This window comes from Mesorhizobium sp. ES1-1 (assembly GCF_020164785.1).
In the GTDB taxonomy this organism is placed as follows: domain Bacteria; phylum Pseudomonadota; class Alphaproteobacteria; order Rhizobiales; family Rhizobiaceae; genus Mesorhizobium.
Window position 1 is genome coordinate 61,161 of record NZ_JAIUGX010000004.1, and the last position, 15,380, is coordinate 76,540.

Here is a 15,380-nt window from a genome sequence, read left to right on the forward strand (position 1 = left end):
CAGCGAGGAGCCAAATTTCAGTCGATCGCGACGGCGCCCGGCGGAGGGGTAACGGCAGCCGAATCGCCATCGTCCGGGGCGTCCCGGTCATGCGCGAACTGCTTCGTGCCGGGCAAGGCGTGCAACCAGGTTTCGCGCCGGCCGATCCACAATTCATATTGGGGCGCAAGGTCGCTCGGCGCGATGTCGAGGCTGCCGATCATCACCTCGGCCTCCTTGTCATCAACCCAGGCGACGCGGCCGCCGCAGGTTGGACAGAAGCTTCGCGTGCCATAGGAGCTGACGATGCCGGTCATTTCGAAGGCCCGGCGCGGCCAGATGGCAAAGGCGGAGAAGACCGAGCCGCCGGCCTTGCGGCAATCCTTGCAGTGGCAGAGGCCGACCCTGACCGGCTCGCCGGTGACCGCGAAGGTCACGCCGCCGCAGAGGCAGCCGCCGGTCCTGCGTATGGTGTCGGACATGGTCGCGGCTCTCCCTGATCCCGGTTGCGCCAAGGACCGGCTCGGCGTCGGCCTTAACGGTGGGCGCGCCGATCTGTTTCTGCCGGAAGCCTTCTGGCCCGCGCCTGTCAGCCGCGCGCGGCCATATAGGCGTCAAGCTTCTTCCTGGACGGGCCATAGCGCTTGATGATGGTCTGCGCCTCGCTGGGCGGAATTCCGTATTTCTTGGCGAAGGCGGCAACCTCATAGGGCTCTTCGCCCGAGACAAGCTTGCGGTCCTGTTTGGTCTTGGATTTGTCGTCAGCCATGTCGCATCTCGCTTCTGCTTTGGGTGGAAGCCCATTGGCGCGGCTTCCGGGCGCGATCCCGTGATCAACAGGTCATAACACGGATCGCGGCGCTGTGTTCCACCGGCATTGACAATAAGCGGCGCCGGTTTGCCCGTTCCGATCCGCAGCCAGCAGCGCGCTGCGATGTCTCAGGCCGGCTTCAGGCGCATGGCCGCGAGATACATCAGCGCCGAGGCGGCCTGCCGGCGGTCCCAGCCGGCGGCCTCGACCTTGTCGAGCAGCGCGTCGAGATGGCGACCGAGCGCCTCCCGACAATCCTGTTCATAGGCGGCGCCCGTCGCCGGATGTCGCGGCACACCGATGGTCAATGCCTTGGCCATGTCCGATTCCCCCATTGAACGGAAGCACCATACCATAGCCGACAAAGCGGACTCGAGATTGGCAGACGGCGGCGCTCACCGCGATTGCCTCAGAAAAACTTCGCCGGGATGTCGGGCCGGGGGGCGCCCGCGCGTCCTGTGAGCGAAAATTCCGCATCGCTGCACATTGGAGAACCAGATGTCGCCCGAAATCGCCCAAACGCCCCTGTGGACCGCCGCGCTGCTCATCGCCCGGCTGATCTTCGCCGCGGTCTTCCTGATGGCGGTGAGCTTCAAAATCATGGATATGCCTGGCACCGCCGGCTACATCGCCGCCGCCGGCTTTCCATTCCCGCTGTTCCTGGCCTGGTGCGCGGCGATCCTGGAGGTCGCGCTGGTGCTGTGCTTCCTGACCGGCGCCTTCTTTTCGCAGGCAGCCCTGGTTGCCGGCGCCTATGTGCTGTTCCTCGGCTTCGCCTTCCACGGCCCCAGCCACTGGGCCGCCAACCAGGCGGAGTTCGGCTTCTTCATCGACCATTTCACCTTCCTGGCCGGCCTGCTGTTCGCCGCCGTGCATGGCCCGGGCCGGGTGCTTGCGGTGAAGGCCGGATGGCCGGGACGGGCGTGAAGGGCGCGCCAGCCGCAGGCTACTATGTGGCCCTCCTGCCGCTAGGAATATTGTCCTTTCGACCTTGACCAGATGAGGGCGGCCATGCTACATATCTGCCCATGGTGCTGATTTGGGCCGACGACCCGCCGCCCAGGCGGGTTTTTGCTTTTTCCCGCAAGCCCGTGCTGGGCTCAGCCCGTCTTCGAGGCGATGATTGCCAGCGAGGCCAGTTTGCCGTCGCTGAGACTGCCTATGTAGTTCTTGCGCCGCTGCACGAACTCGGCGCCGAGCACGATCTCGTTGGCCTGCTGCTGCGCCGGGGAAGGCACGATGCCGGAACTGGCCCTCTTGCGCGCCAGTTCGACATGGTCGCCGGTTTCGTCGATGATTTCGTCGATCCGGAAGCCGGCATCGGTGAACAGGGCTTGCAGCGCGGCCCGGTCGACCAGATGGCTCGCGGCCGGGGCGATCGCCCAGGGCAGGGGGTAATAGGGCTCGCCACCGGCCAACACCGCTTCGGTCCAGATCAGCCGGCCCGCAGGCTTCAGCACCCGGAAGGCCTCGCCGATCACGGCAGGCTTGTCGGCGATGTTCATGCCGACATAAAAGCAGATGGCCGCTTCGAAGGTCGCGTCGGCAAACGGCAGTTTCGCTGCGTCAGCCTGTTGGAACCGGACCTTTTCGCCCAGGCCGCAGAGCTCGGTCAGCCGGTTGGACGCCTCGACAAAAGCCGGCGTCAGGTCGACCCCCTCGACGTCGCAGCCATAGGTCGCGGCCAGGAAGCGAGCCGGGCCGCCAATGCCGCTGCCGATATCGAGGATCCGGTCGCCAGGCGAGGGCGCGAGACGGGCGGCGTGGTCCTGCGTGGCGATCAGTTCACGGCCATGCAGCTGGTCGAACGGATAGAGCTGCTCGGCGCTGAGGCTGCCTATCGTGGCATCGGGAATGGCGGCGAGGATGCGCTCCACAATGCCGTCGCTGCCGTAATGCGTGGTGACGTTGCTCATGCCGTCCTCCCATCGAGGCGGCAGTTTCCCACCGATGGGGGTTTTAAGCAATGTGGGGGGGACGGGTGCCACCCAAGGCTCAACGTTATAGGAATCTTTTCTTACATGTGTTGACCGGGTGAAGGCAGCCATGCTATATATTTGTCCATGGTGCTGATTTGCGCCGCTGACCCGCCCGCCGAGGCGGGTTTTGTGTTTTATGGCCGTGATCCTTTTTCCGTAAGCCGGTGCTCCACGGCGCCCCCCTCTGTCCTGCCGGACATCTCCCCCACAAGGAGGGAGATCAGCAGCTTGCGCGTTGCGGCCTATCCTGCGATGCCGGCGATTAGCGAAAGCCGTCGCGGCGTCAGATCTCCCCACCTGTGGGGGAGATGTCCGGCAGGACAGAGGGGGGCGCCGTAGAGTGCCGGCCTCCATCCGACGATCCACTCCGCGAGAAATCCCATGCCCCGCTATGCCACGATCATTACCGGCGATGACGGCCAGGACGTCGTCAGCGCCATCGGCGAGTTCGAGGGCGCGGCACCCCAGTCGCGTCTTGGCCGGATCGAGCAGGTCGCGCCGGGCGTGCGGATCGGGATGGTGAGGGGCGCCGGCGGCTTCAGTTTTCCGCAGCCTGAAACCGGCGGCCCGGTCGTTGGCTTGATATTGGCGCGGCTTGAAGCCCGGGCGCGGGTGGCAGGACGAGCCGTTGCGGCGAACCTTGCCCCGGCAAAGCAGAAGCGCGCGAAGGGCAAGGCGGCGAAGAAGAAGCCGCGCTCGAAGAAGCCGGCCAGATCGATCTCAAAGGCGGGTTTTGCCAATTGCGCGGGCGATGCCGCTGACACGGGTCGGGCCGATGTCTGACGCCGCCGCGAGGCCGGCGCGCCGCAAGTCACGGCCGGCGAAGCGTGCTGCCGCCGGCACGGCCGCCGCGCCTCCACCCCGCCCGAAGCGAAGCAAGAAAACACTGGGCGATGATTTCCTCGCCGCCGTGCGCGCCGATTTCCGCGCACATGGCGCCGGCGTGATCGCCGAAGTGCGGGCCGACAAGCCGGACCAATATCTGAAGATCGTGCTTTCGGTGCTGCCCAAGGATTTTTCGGGAGACGCGCTTGTCACCATCAACCAATTGGACGGCCTGAGCGATGAGGAGATCCGCAGCCGCATCCGCAGCCTCGAAGCCATTCTCAGGCCGTTCCTCGACGAGCCGGCCGGAGGCGGCGCGGACGGAATATCTGGCGCTGCTTGCGGAGCTGGACCGGAGACGCCGCAACAACCTGCTGGCGACCTACGCGCCTTATCAACGCCAGGCTGAATTCCACGCCGCTGGCGCGACCAATCGCGAAAGGCTGTTCATGGCCGGCAACCAGCTGGGCAAGACCAGGGCCGGCGGCGCGGAGTGGGCCATGCACCTCACCGGCCGCTACCCCGCCTGGTGGCGGGGCAAAATGTTCGACGGGCCGGTGCGGCTGTGGGCGGCGGGGGTGACCGGCGAGGGCACGCGCGACAACCCGCAGCGCGTGCTGGTCGGCCCTCCGCAGCAGCAGCAGGCCTGGGGCACCGGCATGATCCCCGCCGATGCTATTGCCCAGACCATCATGGGCCGCGGCGCGCCCGGCGCGCTTGACAGCGTCGTGGTGCGCCATGGCGGCGGCGGCGATGTGCAGGCCGGCGAGAGCGTGCTGTCGTTCAAGAGTTTCGAGAAGGGCCGCGAGAAATGGCAGGGCGAGACGCTGCACGGCGTCTGGTTCGACGAGGAACCGCCGCTCGACATCTATTCCGAAGGCCTGACCCGCACCAATGCCACCGGCGGCATCACCATCGTGACCTTCACGCCGCTGCTGGGCATGAGCGATGTGGTGCTGCTGTTTTTGTCGGCGGGCGAGGTGGAACGGTTGGGGAAGGGGTGAGAAGCGCACGGCGCGTTTCCTTCCCCCACAGGGTAGGGCTATCGCATATGGATTCTTTCGAAGGGGACCCCCACCCTAACCCTCCCCACAAGGGGGAGGGAACGCTGCCGCGCGCCCTGCCTATCTGCTGATCCGTGTGAAAACCTCGGCACATTTCCGAAATCACCGCTGACCAAGTCTCCCTCCCCCTTGTGGGGAGGGGTTAGGGGTGGGGGTACTCGTAGGGCGAAAGCCTTCGGGAAATTCATATGCGATTGCCCTACCCCACAGGGGGAGAAGGGAAGGCGAGCTCATGGGTAGTGGCTGCCTGCAAGCTGCCTGGCGCGGGCCTTGGGATCGGTGGCTTTCCGGGTCAGCGGTTGGCACCACAGCCTTTCGTCACCTGTGATCCGATTGAACCAGATGTTGCAGACCTTGTTCGGCTCGTCAGGGGTGCAGACTTCGTGTTGGAATCCTCTGAGCACATACATCCTGCAGGTCTTCTTGCTCGTATCATACGGCACGTTCGACTGGCACGCAGACGTCCCGGCGGCGATGGCCACCATAATTGCTATGCGGATCATGTATGCTCCCCAAATCCCCAAGCAAACATGGACCGGATCCACAGTATAAGCAATGCCGATTGCTGTATTTGGCTAAATATTAGGGCAGGCTGATATGTCGCGTCACGTCACCTTCATGACAATCGACGATGCAGCGCACTATTCGGCCGATGAACGCGCGGCCATCGTTGCGGCCTATCCCGAGCATGAGCGCGAGGCGCGGGCGCGGGGTATTCCGGTGCTGGGCTCGGGGCGCATCTTTCCGGTGGCGGAGGCGCTGATCGCCTGCGAGCCGTTCCGGCTGCCGCGCTACTGGCCGCGGCTGGGCGCGCTCGATTTCGGCTGGGACCATCCTTCGGCCGCGGTCGAGCTCGCCTGGGATACGGAGGCCGATGTCGTCTATGTCTGCAAGGCCGCGCGCGCCTCGCAACAGACGCCCGCCATGCAGACGCTGACCCTGAAGCCCTGGGGCGACTGGCTGCCCTGGGCGTGGCCGCGTGACGGCCGCCGCGAGACGCTTGAAGGGGCGGGCGTGGCGCTTGCCAAGCAATATGGCGCGCACGGGCTGAACATGTTGTCGCGCCACGCGCAATTCGCCGACGGTTCCGTCTCGGTCGAGGCCGGGCTGATGGACATGCTCGACCGCATGCAATCCGGCCGCTTCAAGGTGTTTTCGACGCTCACCGACTGGTTCGAGGAGTTCCGGCTTTATCACCGCAAGGACGGCCAGGTGGTGAAGCTGCGCGACGATCTGATGGCGGCAACGCGCTACCGCAAGCTGACGCTCAGCTATGTCAGCGGCACCGGCACCCTGCCGACGACGGCCGGCGGCGTCTGGCTGATGTTCGACCGGGCCGGCGACAAGGGGATTGATGGAGCGGGCGCCGGAGACTTCACGGGCCCGGCTTCGTCGGCGGTCGACAACATCGTCACCTTTGGCGGGACAACCGGGAAAGTAGGCAAGGATAGCGGGATTAAGGCCGTCGATCTGATTGCCGGCCCCGCCTCGGCCGTAACCGACAACATTGTTACGTTTAACGGCACAACGGGGAAGATCGCCAAGGATAGCGGAGTCGCGATGTCAAGCCTTGCACCGAAGGCAAGCCCGACGTTTACGGGGACGCCGGCGGCTCCGACAGCGGCGGCCGGCACGAACACAACGCAGATCGCGACAACGGGCTTCGTCAAAGCGGCAGTCGACGTGGTGCTGGGCGGGGTGTCGACGGCGTTCGACACGCTGTCGGAGATTGCAGCGGCGATGCTTCAGAAGGCGGTGGACAACACTGGTATCACGGCGGGGTTTACTTCGGTGGTCGCAGACGATGGCACCAAGTCGAGCGGGACCTATGCCCCTTCGCCAGTAGGAGGCAATTTTCGCAAATGCATCAACAACGGAGCGTTTACACTCGCGGCGCCTTCGACGTCGGGCAGCTATAATCTAGAACTGGACATAACCAACGGTGCCTCGGCTGGCGTTGTCACCTTCTCCGGCTTCGCTACAGGCTACCCGAAGGGCTCCAGTCTGACGATGACCAGCGGCCACAAGTTCAAGCTGCATATACACAAATCTGACGCTGGTGTAACGGCCACGATCGAGGCCCTCCAATGAGCATTCCGAGCATTTCTTACTATCCCACATCATTGTTCGTTACTCCAGGCTCCCAATCTTTCACGACTCCTGGAACGTCAACGTTCGTCGTTCCAAATTACTCGACCTCTTTGACAATCACGCTGCGAGGGGGCGGCGGGGGCGGTGGGGCCAACGGCGCCACTAGCTCTGGGGGCGTTGGTGGTGCTTCAACCTGCACCGGGTCACTGGTAGCCAATGGGGGCGTTGGTGGCGTTGGCGCAGCAGGCTCGAAGGCCGGTGGGGCAGGTGGTACGGCCTCTGGCGGTGACATCAACACGGCTGGTAACCCAGGAACAACAGGAGGCTCAAGCGGAGGCGCCGGAGCTGATGCGCCGGCGGGCGGCGGAACCGGTGGGGCAACACAATCCACAGCCAATAGCCCTGGCAACCCCGGTAACCCGCCAGGCGGCGGCGGTGGGGGAGGAAGGGGCGTATCGGCTGGAGCCGGGGGCGGCGGTTCGGGTGGTCTCTGTATCAAAACATTTACATTGGGCGCCCTAACACCTGGAAGTTCGCTCACGCTCATTATCGGAGTAGGCGGCAATGCAGGGACTGGCGGAACGCCTGTTGGGGGCGCTGGGGGGCAAGGCCAAATCGATGTAAGTTGGACTTGATATTATGCAGCCCATCATCGAATTTGCAGCATGCGAATTTTTACCCCAGCCTTCACCGGCCTAACTGGAAACGCCACTGACGAGCAGCGAACCCGGATCTTTGCCGCCATGAAGGCTGGCCCGTATACCTTAAAAATGACGCGGCAGCATCGTCACTGGCACTTAGATCAGGCAATTTTGTCAACTGCTCGTGAGCTGTTGCCTGCCTCGATCGCTGTGCACGACATGGCCGCTTCGGATGGGGTTACATCCCTCGACCTATTCAATCTCCTGAGCGAAGCGATACCCGAGGTTCGCGTTCGATCAAGCGATTATTACGACACGCTTTGGGCCGCCCGGCGCGGCCCGTTCCACATTTTCTACGACAAGGACCGAACGATGATGCAAGTCGCGTTGGGACCTTTTGCCTTGCGTAACCGAAGGGCAAACTTGCTTCTCGCTAGGGTCCTTTCCCCGGATATAGAGGCGCTAGAGCGGATATCTCTGCTACACCCGAATGTGATCTCCAAGGCTAAAACGGACGCCCGCTTCACTGTGGCATCTGAAAGCTTCTTTGAGCCTGAGCAAGCCAGATACGACATCGTCCGGGTAATGAACGCCCTCGGCGAGCGCAACTTTCCCCGGCCGCAAGTTGAGCGGGCGGTAAGTGCTGTTGCGCCAACGGTCGCAGATGGCGGTTTGCTTGTTCTCGGGCGGAGTGCAGATGAGATCGACGGCCGCTCCCAAGCCACCATTTTTCAGCGTCTCGGTGAGAGATTCGTCGGTCTTTGCGACTTGGCCGGTGGGTACGAATTGAAGGAATTCGTACTCTCGATCTGAGCTTTCTGGCTTGCCCGACGATAAAGTAGCTGGAGCTTTACCAATCTTGTTCGCAATTCGATGGCCCACATCTGGGGTATCGCTGCTGGATTGTCGCTGTATGGCGCTGAGTTATTGACTGCATCGCTCTGCACTTCGATCGAGATGATTCCGACCGTGTAGTCCGTTTTTCGCCTGATCGCCGCCGCCAACGTGCGGGTTGTATCTGGACATAATCGGAAAGGAACTCTTATGGACCGCAATTTCGCGCGGGCGCTTGCGCTCGTTCTAAAATCAGAAGGTGGCTGGTCGGATAATCCGGCCGACCCTGGCGGGGCCACCATGAAGGGCGTAACGCTCGGCAATTTCAGGCGCTATGTAAAGGCCGACGCCACTAAGGCCGATTTGCGCAAGATCAGCGACGGGCAGGTGGCAACGGTCTATCGGCGGTTCTACTGGGACGCGGTGCTCGGTGCGGAACTGCCTGATGGTGTCGACTACGCGGTGTTCGATTTCGCCGTGAATAGCGGCCCGAGCCGAGCCGCGAAATATCTTCAAGCGGTGGTCGGCACCGTTCAGGACGGCCGCATCGGGCCTGCTACTCTTGCCGCCGCCAAGGCCAAGCCGGCCGGTGTCGTCATCGACCTTGTCTGCGATTCGCGGCTGGCGTTTCTCAAGCGGTTGCCGACATGGTCGACCTTCGGGCGCGGCTGGTCGGACCGCGTAAAATCGGTGAGGTCCCAGGCATTGCTGATGTCGGCGCAAGCCTCGGCGGACGCGCCTGTCGAGCCCGCATCATCTGGGTCTTTCCCACCCGAGGCCGCAACGCCTGCCGGCGACGCAGCGGGGATGGCGCCGGCATCTCCGGCTGGCGCTCACGTGCTGCTCGCCGCAAAGGCCGGAGGCGCCATCGCCGCCTGCCTGCTCGTTGCCTACACGGCTTGGCATCATATCGCTGCCGCCTTGCAAGGAATTTTCTGACCATGGCCACCATCAAACAACCGACCATTCGTCCGACCAACAAACTCACGGCAGCGACGATCGCCGCCGCGGCCGTCTCCGTCTCCGGCGTCTTCGTGCGCAATGTCTGGCCGTCCTGGTATGATCCGCAGACGTGGGCGACGCTCTTGCCTGTTGCGGTCTTCGCCGCCGGCTATCTGGTCAGAGACGAGGCGAACCAATGAGCGCGCTTCTCTCCCTCCTGCTCAACAATCCAACCGTTCTCGGCATCGTTGGCGCCGTCATCGCCGCACTCGGCTGGGGCTTTCGGCAGAAGCTGGCCGGCCAACGCGCAGAGCGCGCGAGGCAGGCGGCTTCTGAAGCGGCGGCGCACGACATCGCGGACCAGGTGCAGAACGATATCGGCACACTGCCTGCCGCCGACGCTCGAAAGGAGCTCAAATCATGGGCAAAGGGTTGATTTTCGCAGTGATCCTCGCGTTGTCCTCGACATCCGGCTGCGTCTCCGCCAGGGGCGGATTTTGCACGATCTCCAGTCCATTGCGGCTGTCGGCGGCGACGGTCGACACATTGTCGAATGCCGAGGTCAAGGCGCTTCTGGCGCACAATCGCAAGGGCGAGAGATTGTGCGGATGGAAGCCGTGACGGCCGCGCCTGTGCCCGACCCGGGCATGCCGCCGGGCGGGTTGCCTAAGGCTGGCGGGTCGGCGGCCCATCACAAACGGACCTGGAGGACGACGACATGATGCACGATTTCTTCGACCTGCTCGGCATCAAGGGACCCGTGGTTGCCGCCGGCCTTGCCGGCGGTGTCCTGCGCGCGCTGTCGCGGCATCGATACAAGCTGCGTGAAATGGTTGCCTCGCCGATCTGCGGAGCGCTTGCGGCGGCCTATCTCACCTTGCCGGCGGTGTCCTATTTCAAGACGACCGGCCTGCCTATGCCCGATCCGTCCGAAGACACCACCACGCTGGCCGCCGCCTTCCTGATCGGTGTCTGCGCCATGTGGATTTCGGATATCCTGTTCGAGTTTGCGGTGCGCAAGCTGAAGTCGACGCTGGGCGACAATGGCTAGCCTGCGTCACTTACGTCTCACGTCGAGGCCCGCCATCCCGCACGGGATGGCGGGCCTTTCGCGTTTTGGTTCACGAGAGGATGACCAGCACGGCTTCCGCGACAGCCGGAAGTTCAATTCGCGCTAGTCCATGACGGCATGGCGGTGATGCATCGGGGAAGCCGATGGCCGCAAGTGATTGTCACGAAGCATCCTGCCTACGGACAGGAACGCCAAAATTCCAGCGCAATCCTGGTCTTCGAGTGGTGCGCTGGCTGTAGCTTTTCGTCAGTCGACTTTGCGCTTCTTCGTAGACCTTGCGACCTGACCTGGGCCCGATATGGCTGGTATTGACGAAACGATAGATCGTTGGCTGCAGGCAGGCCAGGCGGTGGGCCCGGTTTCGCCGCCATTATCGTTCGGCCTGGTACGTCGTCCCGAGCTTTGGCTGGCCATTCTTTGCGTAACGCAGATTACCTGCTGGACGCTGATGCCGGCGCTTGTCGACACGGCTCCGCCCCGCGATGTCGTCGAAGGCTTCATGTGGGGACGGGAGTGGGTGCTGCTGACATACAAGCATCCGCAACTTCCGGCCTGGTTGCTCGAGGCCAGCCACCTGTTGACCGGATCGTTCCGCTGGCCCCAGTACCTGCTGGCCCAACTGACGATCTCCTCGACGTTCATCCTGGTGTATCTGCTTGCCCGCGACATTCTCGGGCGGCCCCGCGCGCTGGCCGCCGTGCTGCTGATGCCGACTATTTATTTCTTCGGCTGGCCGACGCCGCAATTCAACCACGACTACGCGCAGATGCCGTTCTGGGCCGCCATTGCGTGGCTTTTGTGGCGGGCGGCCCGCGATGGCGGGCCAGGGTGGTGGCTTGCGCTCGGATTGGTTTCCGGCGTCGGGCTCTATGCGAAATTCTCCACCGGCTTGCTGTTGCTGTTCGGCGCCACCTGGCTGTTGTGCGACACGCGGGCTCGCGCTCGGCTTGGTGCGCCCTGGCCCTGGCTTGCGCTCGTGGTGTTCATTGGCATCGTCGCACCGCTGGCGATCGCACTCTATCGCATCGACTTCCTGCCCCTAACCTATGTCGCGAGTCGCAATGAATGGGTCATGGCCCACCGCGCCCGCCTCTATTACATCGGCGTCCAGCTGGCGGGGCTGACCGGCTTTGTCGCCGTCCTCTCCATATCCGGCCTGTTGCGACGCGGTCGGCCCGCCGACGGTTTGCACCAGGCGCAAGTCGAGCCACGCGCTCTCAACTATCTGCTGTGGATGGGGCTGGGGCCGGCGACCCTGATGATGGTGGCGTCGCTGTTCACCGGGGCAGGCGAGGCGTGGGGCGCGCCGATGTACAATCTTGTCGGCGTCGTGGCGATTGCCTGCCTGGGCAGCCGGCTCGGCACCGCCGAACTGCGCAGGCTGGCTGCCTGCGCCGGCGTTTGCATCGTCGTCATGTCGGCAGTGTATGCGGCGACCCGCGCGACCGCCTGTGGGGCGATCGGACATCTGGAGCCTGTCTGCTGGCCGGCCCAACTGGTGTCCGATGAAGCTGAAACGGTTTGGCACGAGGCAACCAAGGCTCGCCTAGGGATCGTCGGTGGCGACGATGATCTGGCCATGCTCGCCGGTCTCGATGCCCGTGACAAACCGTCGATCTTCACTGGCCTCGATATGCGGCTGGCGCCATGGATCACGCCGCAACGGCTGCGGGACCAGGGCATGCTGCTGGTCTGGTCGGGCAGCGAGGTGCCGCCCGGGCTGCGGCCCTGGGTTGGGGCATTGCCCGTCAAGACCGTGCTGGTCGACTGGTCGCGTGTGGCGGCCCCAGTGGAGGTCAACTTCGCCGTCATTCTGCCCGGCACACACAACCCGTCGGACATGACTCCACCCAGGGCTGGAAACCTGGTCAAGTGAGTTTGAAGGTGGCCCCCAGGGCTGTCCCCGCTGATCTCCCAGATACCTCTCCGCCCGCTGGAGCAGAGGTTGCATGGTGTTACAGTGCGTACTGGACGAAATGGGCCGCAATGCCCATTTATGGCAGCACCCAATATGTTTGCGCAACTCTGGCTCCGTTTGCGAGCGGAGATTGCCCTGTAAGGAGATGTGCTATGGCGACTTCCACCGAACGCGCAGTGCTGGCCGGCGGCTGCTTCTGGGGCATGCAGGACCTGATCCGGCGCTATCCCGGCGTCAGTTCCACCCGTGTTGGCTACACGGGGGGCGATGTGGCCAACGCCACTTACCGCAACCATGGCAGCCATGCGGAAGCAATCGAGATCAACTTCGACCCGGCGGTAATCAGCTACCGAACGCTGCTCGAGCGCTTTTTCCAGATCCATGATCCGACGACCCGCAACCGCCAAGGCAATGATGTCGGGCTGAGCTATCGCTCCGCCATCTTCTACACCAGTGAGGAACAGAAGCGTGTAGCCGAAGACACCATAGCCGATGTCGATGCTTCGGGCCTGTGGCCTGGCAAGGTGGTGACCGAGGTCGCGCCGGTGGGTCCGTTCTGGGAGGCCGAACCCGAGCATCAGGACTATCTCGAAAAGTACCCCAACGGCTACACCTGCCATTTCGTCAGGCCGGGCTGGAAGCTGCCGGTCCGCGCGGAGGCCGTTTCATAAAGCCCGCGCGGTTCCACGGATGAGGCGGAGCGAGAAGCCTTCCCAAGCGGCGCCGCTCACAGCGGTTTTTGTTCTCGATATCTCCGCTTCCACCGGACCGATGCTTGCAGGGTGGCTGGAGGCAGGTCACCGGATTGGCGCGATCATCGTGCCGGCCTTCCGGCGCCGGCCGCAAGGCTTCAGTATCGGCAATTCTCGCAGGCGCCTGAAACGCAGGTTCCTGCTCAGGCGCTATATCGGGAACATCCAGGTCAAGCTGATCGAGTTCGGTCCTCCATACGACTGGCACAAACTTGGCCGAGACGTGTCGCAAGTGCAGGCGGACGTGCTGATCTGCCATGCTTTTCCCAAACTGATACCACAGGAATTCCTCGGCGGGTTTGCCATGGGCGGGCTTAATCTTCATCCAGCCCTATTGCCCGCCTATCGGGGTCCGCACCCGATCCATCGCCTTGCCGTGGATGGCCTTCATACTGTTCATGGCGGGGTAACCTTGCACAACATGTCCGCCGGTTTCGATCAAGGCGACATTGTTGGGCAAGTCGCGTTTTCAGAGGCGGACTGGGCGTCGAGCGAGATCCTGGCGGACCGCAACGCAACCGCGATGCGAATGCTGGTAAGCGAGGCTGCGCCGGCGTACTGCCGCGGCATGCTGTCGGGCGAACCGCAACCCGCCGGAGATTTTGTCTGGGCGCGCCTGGAGGCTCACCACCTGATGATCTCTAGCACGATGTCGATCGACCATGTCGCGCGCTTGTGGCGGGTGTTGGGAATGATGCCGGGTATCTATATCACCTGTGCCGGCTCGAACGTGAGGCTTGGCTTTCGGATACGAAGACTTGGACCGCCGACCGGAGAGCCTTCGGTTCGGCGATGGGGGACTGTGGCCTTCGACCTTGCGGACGGCAGGGTATTGCACCTGGCCTACAGCCGCCTGGTGAAGCGGTGGGTGCTTTGGAGAAGGCTGCTCGCCAGGGTGCCGCGCCGGCACTTGCCCCTGGAGATCCGCACGTCCGGCAGGATCCTTCCAAAAGACGCTATCGCTAAGGGATAAAGCCGCCGAGCGTGACCCGGCGGCTTTATGTTGTTAGTCAGTCTTGCCAGCTGCTTACTTACCGCAGTTGCTGTCGTTTACCGTCGGTGCCGTCGCATTGCCGCTCGCGTCGGCCTGCGCGCCCTGCGGATTGGTCGGGCAGTTCTGGTCGGCGTTGGAATTCATCGCACCCGAGGTGCCCGTCGTGCTGTTTGTGGCTGCCGGATCGACCGGGGCCGGAGAGGCGGGGGTATTCGGGTCAACCGTAACCGACTGGCCGCTACCGCCGGAACCATCGGCGCCGTTTGTGTTAGCATTCTGCGCCATAGCAGACGTTGCGAGAGCAATTGTAAAGGCCGAAGCCGCGAGGATTTTCATGAACATGGTCTATCTCCATTTCTGTGATCTCGTCGCGTTGCGACTATGGAAACAATCCCTGGGGCCATTGATAGTTCCGAACAAAATTCCTTCCCTGAACCTTGTAACCTCAGTAACCGGATCATATCCCGCGGTCCGGAGAATTCCGCTGACCATGGAACGCTAACGCTTCGAACGCGTTCACATCCCCAGCAACATCCCAATTGCGAGATGTTGGACCCGGCGCACCAGCGCCTACAGGAGCGGGAAGACCATGAGCTTAGGAACCATACTGATCATTATTCTTGTACTTGCCCTGCTGGGAGGTTTCAGCGGCATCGGCGGCGGACCTTTTTACGGAACAGGCTATTATGGCGGCGGTGGTCTCGGGCTGGTGCTCCTCATCATCATCGTGCTTGTCGTGCTTGGGCGAATTTAGTCAGCCAGAGCATATGTTTTGGGGCGACGCCGTAACCTGATCGTGATGCAAGCAATTGGGCTTGTGATCCAGCATGGCCGATCGGTTTGCTATGGTTGACACGGTCCACGCCCCCCCGTGGAACAAGAGATGAAGGTCCCACCTTCATCCTCCTCCAAGACCCGCTTCGGCTACGCCGTGGCGGGTTTTGCTTTTGGGCTTGGGACTTTGCAAACACCTGACATCGATGGACGGATTCAGAGACAGTGTGTAGCAGGCCGTTTCTGATCGGTGCTGGAGCGGTCCGCGGGCCGTTGCCGAGAATGCTGTTCCGCAGCGGAACCTATCACGACAGCGGAAATTGAGGCGGCACGTCCGACGTAGAAAGGTGGCGCGTGAAAGACCAACAGTTCGATGAGCCGGTCAAAGTCGCGCTCGGAAGAGCGGGACGGAGGGTCTTCAATGTTGAGCGCGTGGCTCAAGCCGCTGACATCCTGATGAACCGCTGGCCGGTCGCGACGGGACAGAGGCACACTGTCGCGCGAAAGGCTTGCCTGGCTGTGCTGGAGGGCAGGAGAGACGCGTGGGTGGCGCGTGCCGCCTTCCTCGAAGCGGCGATCGAGGCGGACATACTTGTCGAGGCCCGCGGGACGCCAGCATTCGGACCTCTCGGGACCGTTTGACTGTTTTTCACAGAAGTCGATCAAGTAGTGGTTGCCGGATCCGTGCAATCCGATCCTGTGGA

The 15,380-nt window shown here is 63.1% G+C and carries 22 protein-coding genes; 16 read left to right on the top strand and 6 right to left on the bottom strand.

The features are described 5' to 3' along the window. Positions 1–17: 17 nt before the first annotated feature. From LB513_RS08120 to LB513_RS08130, 3 genes are all read right to left on the bottom strand, one after another. Positions 18–461: a GFA family protein gene (locus LB513_RS08120; protein ID WP_224662962.1), complete on the bottom strand. Its 444-nt coding sequence runs from the start codon at positions 459–461 to the stop codon at positions 18–20. Positions 462–568: 107 nt separating this feature from the next. After that, entirely contained in the window at positions 569–748 is a 180-nt protein-coding gene (locus LB513_RS08125; RefSeq protein WP_224662963.1) for a DUF3606 domain-containing protein, read from the bottom strand. Positions 749–918: 170 nt separating this feature from the next. Continuing rightward, complete coding sequence (locus LB513_RS08130; RefSeq protein WP_224662964.1) at positions 919–1,110, bottom strand: hypothetical protein; 192 nt, start codon at positions 1,108–1,110, stop codon at positions 919–921. 178 nt (positions 1,111–1,288) lie between these two features. Between LB513_RS08130 and LB513_RS08135 the strand changes: the two genes are divergently transcribed. Further along, positions 1,289–1,717, top strand: a complete 429-nt coding sequence (locus tag LB513_RS08135; RefSeq protein WP_224662965.1) for a DoxX family protein — start codon at positions 1,289–1,291, stop codon at positions 1,715–1,717. Positions 1,718–1,890: 173 nt separating this feature from the next. Here the strand turns inward: LB513_RS08135 and LB513_RS08140 are convergent, their stop codons facing one another. Next, positions 1,891–2,706, bottom strand: a complete 816-nt coding sequence (locus LB513_RS08140; protein ID WP_224662966.1) for a class I SAM-dependent methyltransferase — start codon at positions 2,704–2,706, stop codon at positions 1,891–1,893. A 444-nt stretch (positions 2,707–3,150) separates the two neighbouring features. Between LB513_RS08140 and LB513_RS08145 the strand changes: the two genes are divergently transcribed. Genes LB513_RS08145 through LB513_RS08155 form a run of 3 tightly spaced genes read left to right on the top strand, consistent with a single transcriptional unit; the run spans position 3,151 to position 4,598 of the window. After that, positions 3,151–3,552 (top strand): hypothetical protein, encoded by a 402-nt coding sequence (locus tag LB513_RS08145; protein ID WP_224662967.1) that lies wholly within the window; start codon positions 3,151–3,153, stop codon positions 3,550–3,552. Further along, positions 3,545–4,003 (top strand): hypothetical protein, encoded by a 459-nt coding sequence (locus LB513_RS08150; RefSeq protein WP_224662968.1) that lies wholly within the window; start codon positions 3,545–3,547, stop codon positions 4,001–4,003. The genes LB513_RS08145 and LB513_RS08150 overlap by 8 nt, the downstream gene beginning before the upstream one ends. Positions 4,004–4,043: 40 nt before the next feature. Beyond that, positions 4,044–4,598 (top strand): terminase large subunit domain-containing protein, encoded by a 555-nt coding sequence (locus LB513_RS08155; RefSeq protein WP_224662969.1) that lies wholly within the window; start codon positions 4,044–4,046, stop codon positions 4,596–4,598. 290 nt (positions 4,599–4,888) lie between these two features. Here LB513_RS08155 and LB513_RS08160 read toward each other — a convergent pair whose 3' ends face one another. After that, positions 4,889–5,161, bottom strand: coding sequence for a hypothetical protein (locus tag LB513_RS08160; protein WP_224662970.1), 273 nt, complete (start codon positions 5,159–5,161; stop codon positions 4,889–4,891). A gap of 94 nt (positions 5,162–5,255) precedes the next feature. Between LB513_RS08160 and LB513_RS25310 the strand changes: the two genes are divergently transcribed. The 10 genes from LB513_RS25310 to LB513_RS08215 all read left to right on the top strand — a co-directional run bounded on the left by LB513_RS25310 (position 5,256) and on the right by LB513_RS08215 (position 13,881). Beyond that, positions 5,256–6,749 (top strand): terminase large subunit domain-containing protein, encoded by a 1,494-nt coding sequence (locus LB513_RS25310; protein ID WP_411962689.1) that lies wholly within the window; start codon positions 5,256–5,258, stop codon positions 6,747–6,749. A gap of 665 nt (positions 6,750–7,414) precedes the next feature. Further along, positions 7,415–8,203 carry a hypothetical protein gene (locus LB513_RS08175; protein WP_224662971.1) on the top strand — a complete coding sequence of 263 codons (789 nt, stop codon included), beginning with the start codon at positions 7,415–7,417 and terminating at the stop codon, positions 8,201–8,203. A gap of 231 nt (positions 8,204–8,434) precedes the next feature. Next, a complete protein-coding gene (locus LB513_RS08180; RefSeq protein ID WP_224662972.1) occupies positions 8,435–9,163 on the top strand; it encodes a glycoside hydrolase family 108 protein in 729 nt (242 codons plus the stop codon). Positions 9,164–9,165: 2 nt separating this feature from the next. Next, positions 9,166–9,366 (top strand): hypothetical protein, encoded by a 201-nt coding sequence (locus LB513_RS08185; protein ID WP_224662973.1) that lies wholly within the window; start codon positions 9,166–9,168, stop codon positions 9,364–9,366. Next, positions 9,363–9,602 carry an ABC transporter permease gene (locus LB513_RS08190; protein WP_224662974.1) on the top strand — a complete coding sequence of 80 codons (240 nt, stop codon included), beginning with the start codon at positions 9,363–9,365 and terminating at the stop codon, positions 9,600–9,602. The genes LB513_RS08185 and LB513_RS08190 overlap by 4 nt, the downstream gene beginning before the upstream one ends. After that, the gene (locus LB513_RS08195) at positions 9,587–9,787 is read left to right on the top strand and encodes a hypothetical protein (protein WP_224662975.1); all 201 of its coding nucleotides are present in this window, start codon (positions 9,587–9,589) and stop codon (positions 9,785–9,787) included. Before LB513_RS08190 ends, LB513_RS08195 begins: the two co-directional genes overlap by 16 nt. 100 nt (positions 9,788–9,887) lie before the next feature. Then, positions 9,888–10,217 (top strand): hypothetical protein, encoded by a 330-nt coding sequence (locus LB513_RS08200; RefSeq protein WP_224663341.1) that lies wholly within the window; start codon positions 9,888–9,890, stop codon positions 10,215–10,217. 319 nt (positions 10,218–10,536) lie between these two features. Continuing rightward, positions 10,537–12,114, top strand: a complete 1,578-nt coding sequence (locus tag LB513_RS08205) for a glycosyltransferase family 39 protein (protein ID WP_224662976.1) — start codon at positions 10,537–10,539, stop codon at positions 12,112–12,114. Between the two features lie 194 nt (positions 12,115–12,308). Then, the gene (gene msrA, locus LB513_RS08210) at positions 12,309–12,827 is read left to right on the top strand and encodes a peptide-methionine (S)-S-oxide reductase MsrA (RefSeq protein WP_224662977.1); all 519 of its coding nucleotides are present in this window, start codon (positions 12,309–12,311) and stop codon (positions 12,825–12,827) included. Between the two features lie 304 nt (positions 12,828–13,131). Further along, positions 13,132–13,881 carry a formyltransferase family protein gene (locus tag LB513_RS08215; RefSeq protein ID WP_318011180.1) on the top strand — a complete coding sequence of 250 codons (750 nt, stop codon included), beginning with the start codon at positions 13,132–13,134 and terminating at the stop codon, positions 13,879–13,881. A gap of 54 nt (positions 13,882–13,935) precedes the next feature. Here LB513_RS08215 and LB513_RS08220 read toward each other — a convergent pair whose 3' ends face one another. Continuing rightward, the gene (locus LB513_RS08220; protein ID WP_224662978.1) at positions 13,936–14,244 is read right to left on the bottom strand and encodes a hypothetical protein; all 309 of its coding nucleotides are present in this window, start codon (positions 14,242–14,244) and stop codon (positions 13,936–13,938) included. 247 nt (positions 14,245–14,491) lie between these two features. Between LB513_RS08220 and LB513_RS08225 the strand changes: the two genes are divergently transcribed. After that, the gene (locus LB513_RS08225; protein WP_224662979.1) at positions 14,492–14,656 is read left to right on the top strand and encodes a DUF3309 family protein; all 165 of its coding nucleotides are present in this window, start codon (positions 14,492–14,494) and stop codon (positions 14,654–14,656) included. 374 nt (positions 14,657–15,030) lie between these two features. Further along, positions 15,031–15,318, top strand: a complete 288-nt coding sequence (locus LB513_RS08230) for a DUF982 domain-containing protein (protein ID WP_224662980.1) — start codon at positions 15,031–15,033, stop codon at positions 15,316–15,318. Positions 15,319–15,380 lie beyond the last annotated feature (62 nt).

Coding starts and splice junctions, on each gene's coding strand:
- LB513_RS08135 (WP_224662965.1), top strand. CDS start 1,289: ATGTCGCCCGAAATCGCCCAAACGCCCCTGTGGACCGCCGCGCTGCTC.
- LB513_RS08140 (WP_224662966.1), bottom strand. CDS start 2,706: ATGAGCAACGTCACCACGCATTACGGCAGCGACGGCATTGTGGAGCGC.
- LB513_RS08125 (WP_224662963.1), bottom strand. CDS start 748: ATGGCTGACGACAAATCCAAGACCAAACAGGACCGCAAGCTTGTCTCG.
- LB513_RS08225 (WP_224662979.1), top strand. CDS start 14,492: ATGAGCTTAGGAACCATACTGATCATTATTCTTGTACTTGCCCTGCTG.
- LB513_RS08120 (WP_224662962.1), bottom strand. CDS start 461: ATGTCCGACACCATACGCAGGACCGGCGGCTGCCTCTGCGGCGGCGTG.
- LB513_RS08190 (WP_224662974.1), top strand. CDS start 9,363: ATGAGCGCGCTTCTCTCCCTCCTGCTCAACAATCCAACCGTTCTCGGC.
- LB513_RS08220 (WP_224662978.1), bottom strand. CDS start 14,244: ATGTTCATGAAAATCCTCGCGGCTTCGGCCTTTACAATTGCTCTCGCA.
- LB513_RS08200 (WP_224663341.1), top strand. CDS start 9,888: ATGCACGATTTCTTCGACCTGCTCGGCATCAAGGGACCCGTGGTTGCC.
- LB513_RS08180 (WP_224662972.1), top strand. CDS start 8,435: ATGGACCGCAATTTCGCGCGGGCGCTTGCGCTCGTTCTAAAATCAGAA.
- LB513_RS08150 (WP_224662968.1), top strand. CDS start 3,545: ATGTCTGACGCCGCCGCGAGGCCGGCGCGCCGCAAGTCACGGCCGGCG.
- LB513_RS08145 (WP_224662967.1), top strand. CDS start 3,151: ATGCCCCGCTATGCCACGATCATTACCGGCGATGACGGCCAGGACGTC.
- LB513_RS08160 (WP_224662970.1), bottom strand. CDS start 5,161: ATGATCCGCATAGCAATTATGGTGGCCATCGCCGCCGGGACGTCTGCG.
- LB513_RS08155 (WP_224662969.1), top strand. CDS start 4,044: ATGGCCGGCAACCAGCTGGGCAAGACCAGGGCCGGCGGCGCGGAGTGG.
- LB513_RS08185 (WP_224662973.1), top strand. CDS start 9,166: ATGGCCACCATCAAACAACCGACCATTCGTCCGACCAACAAACTCACG.
- LB513_RS08205 (WP_224662976.1), top strand. CDS start 10,537: ATGGCTGGTATTGACGAAACGATAGATCGTTGGCTGCAGGCAGGCCAG.
- msrA (WP_224662977.1), top strand. CDS start 12,309: ATGGCGACTTCCACCGAACGCGCAGTGCTGGCCGGCGGCTGCTTCTGG.
- LB513_RS25310 (WP_411962689.1), top strand. CDS start 5,256: ATGTCGCGTCACGTCACCTTCATGACAATCGACGATGCAGCGCACTAT.
- LB513_RS08175 (WP_224662971.1), top strand. CDS start 7,415: ATGCGAATTTTTACCCCAGCCTTCACCGGCCTAACTGGAAACGCCACT.
- LB513_RS08130 (WP_224662964.1), bottom strand. CDS start 1,110: ATGGCCAAGGCATTGACCATCGGTGTGCCGCGACATCCGGCGACGGGC.
- LB513_RS08195 (WP_224662975.1), top strand. CDS start 9,587: ATGGGCAAAGGGTTGATTTTCGCAGTGATCCTCGCGTTGTCCTCGACA.